The sequence below is a fragment of the Vibrio sp. ZOR0018 genome (assembly GCF_963865925.1).
GTDB lineage: Bacteria > Pseudomonadota > Gammaproteobacteria > Enterobacterales > Vibrionaceae > Vibrio > Vibrio anguillarum.
In genome coordinates this window covers 1-2,734 of the sequence record NZ_CAWMCN010000171.1, presented here as the reverse complement: position 1 = coordinate 2,734, position 2,734 = coordinate 1, and the positions used below count along the sequence as shown (strand labels likewise).

Annotated in this window: 2 protein-coding genes and 2 pseudogenes; 3 read left to right on the top strand and 1 reads right to left on the bottom strand. The window is 40.9% G+C overall.

Annotation, left to right across the window (positions count from 1 at the left end):
* Positions 1-158: 158 nt before the first annotated feature.
* A pseudogene (locus tag AACR75_RS18540) lies at positions 159-467 on the bottom strand (thiamine-binding protein).
* A gap of 266 nt (positions 468-733) precedes the next feature.
* On the opposite strand from AACR75_RS18540, the gene AACR75_RS18535 reads away from it, so the two are divergent.
* From AACR75_RS18535 to AACR75_RS18525, 3 genes and pseudogenes are all read left to right on the top strand, one after another.
* Entirely contained in the window at positions 734-1,336 is a 603-nt protein-coding gene (locus AACR75_RS18535) for a hypothetical protein (protein ID WP_047691324.1), read from the top strand.
* A gap of 354 nt (positions 1,337-1,690) precedes the next feature.
* Positions 1,691-1,744, top strand: a pseudogene (locus tag AACR75_RS18625) (DUF645 family protein); the annotation flags it as partial.
* A 286-nt stretch (positions 1,745-2,030) separates the two neighbouring features.
* The gene (locus AACR75_RS18525) at positions 2,031-2,576 is read left to right on the top strand and encodes a hypothetical protein (RefSeq protein ID WP_047691321.1); all 546 of its coding nucleotides are present in this window, start codon (positions 2,031-2,033) and stop codon (positions 2,574-2,576) included.
* Positions 2,577-2,734 lie beyond the last annotated feature (158 nt).

Here is a 2,734-nt window from a genome sequence, read left to right as displayed (position 1 = left end):
ATAACAAACGCTTCAAGAGGGACAGCCAACGCGCGGCATTTTTACTATGCGTTGGTTTTTGTGGTTACGGTGTTATGCGGAAAGTTGGTAGTAGCGTTGTCTGCCCCTTAAGCGGGCGTTAGCCGTCACGTCGAAAATCTCAAGTGACGGCATAATAATTAGCTGTTTACAAACATGTGGTTAGCTTTAGTTACACCTCTGTCGTAAGTACAGAAGGTGTCGGTAGCAGCTTCAGTCTTGCTGTGAATCTTAATGTTGGTGATAACCTCAACAGCGCCAGCATCGTAGCAAGCTTGTTGTGCATCTTTTACGATTTATAACAGTTGGTTTAGCTCACCTTTCAACGTGGTTTCCATTGCACTGACTTGGAATGGGACACCAGAAGCTTTCACAACTTCAATGGCTTTATCGACGACTTCAAAGTTATTGCCTTCTTTAACTCGTGGAATTACTTGGAAAGCTAACATTACTTCATCTAGTAGTGGTTTTTGACCTGACATCAATAATTTCTCATAGGTTTTGTTGGTATCGAATGGCGTATAGTAACATCAATTGAAAGCATCGAGGTTTGACCTTGAGAGTGTCGGCTAACAAACAATTTAAGAGGGATTCCCAACGCTTGGCATTTTTGCTTCTACTTCAAGTTAAGTGTTTATGGCACAATGCTTTAGGTTGGGTGGTAGCGTTGCTCACCCCTTAATTGGGCGTTAGCTGAATAGGACGAGATTTGAGTATGTTTACAGTTCCAGATACAGAAAAGAAAATTCGAGCTAAAATTTCAAGCTACAAATCTGGGCTTAATCGTGAGCTTAGAGAGTATGGTGCTATCTCGGACGGTTACGGGAAAAGGTATTTAATATTTCCGTTGTTGCTTGTACTTAATGATTTAGAAAAAGCAAAAGAGTACATGGAGTGGTATGACGTCCAATTTCCAGATGATATTGGCGAACCAATTCAAATGCTATCTCGCTCAATTTTGTCTCATCGTTTAGGTAATACAGAAAAGGCAACGTATGAATTAGCAGCAACGATGTTATCTAATGTGTACCTTTTACCGTGGCTTTTCGGTAATAATATCGGTCCATTTGGTATAGAACAAACATCAGACTTTGCTGACCCTGAACACTGCGATTATATGCCTGTGGAAGTGTTTCACAGCATCAGTGGTGAAGAGCTCTATTGGATAGAAAGTTGTTTTGAGTCTGAGGTTTTTAGAGAGGCTCATACAAGGTTCATAGAAATATCGCTTATTTTGAACCTTGTTTCAGAAGAAGAGCGTCATGCTTTACTAAACGAACGAAATGGTCTTCTAAAACCGTTTGAAAAATTCAGCTAACAAACGGCTCAAGAGGGATTGCCAACGCTTGGCGGCTTTAGTACAAAATTGAAATTCAGTGTTTACGGTGTGTTTTTTAAGTTCGGCGGTGCGTTGTCAACCCCTTAGCCGGGCGTTAGCTTCTTAAAGGCTAAAACCATGAAAATCTAAGCTCAATTCTTCTTAGAACTCAGATTCTAGCGTTCAAGTCGCACAATTTGGCTTTCTAGTCTTTCTGATGCTGACTTGGTAGAAAGTGTTGAATGTTCAGCAGTTTCAAAGTCGCTGAAAACTATCAAACCTCGATGCTTCAATGTTGTTGGTTGCTCCACACGGAAAGTTTGGTTTCACAAAGGCTGCATCATCGCTGAAAGTGTGCTTTCTTTGTCGCGGATTCTTAACCGTGGCCAACTTAGCCTTGACCGTTTTGAGTTTTGGCAGCCAACTTCACAGCTTTTGGCGTTGGACGTGTGTTTGAGTGATGCTTTTACGTAAAATGACTTTCAAGCAAATGTGTTTAAAAAGTCATTGGTAAACAATGGGCTACGAAGCTAACAAACGCCTCAAGAGGGACTGTCAACGCGCGGCGTTTCCAGTCCCAATGAGCCGCGGTGGTTGCAGTTGTTGTGTTTGAGTTTTGTGTTAATGCGTTGTCAGCCCCTTAGGCGGGCGTTATATTCCACAAGCTGATCGGTGAACTTTTTAAGGACAAAGGATGAAATATATTGAAATCCCCAAGTATCTTCATGAGGTCTTTGGTGAAAAGCAATCTTTAATTGAAATTACTTGTACGGCAATATTTGCCTTATTTGGTAGTTTTCTAATTTATTTCCAGTTTTATCGTCCTATAGCCCATGAAAATGGTTGGTTGACAGTGTTAGGTTTCATTCTAATTGCTGATGTGCTGGCTGGGTGCATTGCAAATTTTAGTCGAGGCACAAATAAGTTCTACGCAGAAAGGAGAAAGGGACGCTTTCTTTTTATTGCTATACATATTCATATCTTAGCAATAGCGTGGCTTCTTTCTGCACCCTTAGAGTATGCGTTTCTAATCTGGGCCTACACAATAATATCTGCCTTAGTGGTAAATGCTTTAAAGGACAATCGTATCCAACTGTTCATTTCTGCAAATCTAATGTGTAGTGGTTTGTTATTACTTATGTTTTTACCGTTACCCACTTGGTTCTTAATCACCAGCACGTTCTTTTTGATTAAAGTCATGTTTAGTTTCGCCGTGGATCATTATGGTAATCAGGATTAAATACGTAGCCTATCATGGTTAAGTGAATCGAATATAACAAACGGCTCAAGAGGGATTGCCAACGCGTGGCGGCTTTAGTACAAAATTAAAGTTCAGTGTTTACGGTGTGTTTTTTGAGTTCGGTGGTGCGTTGTCAACCCCTTAGCCGGGCGTTATGT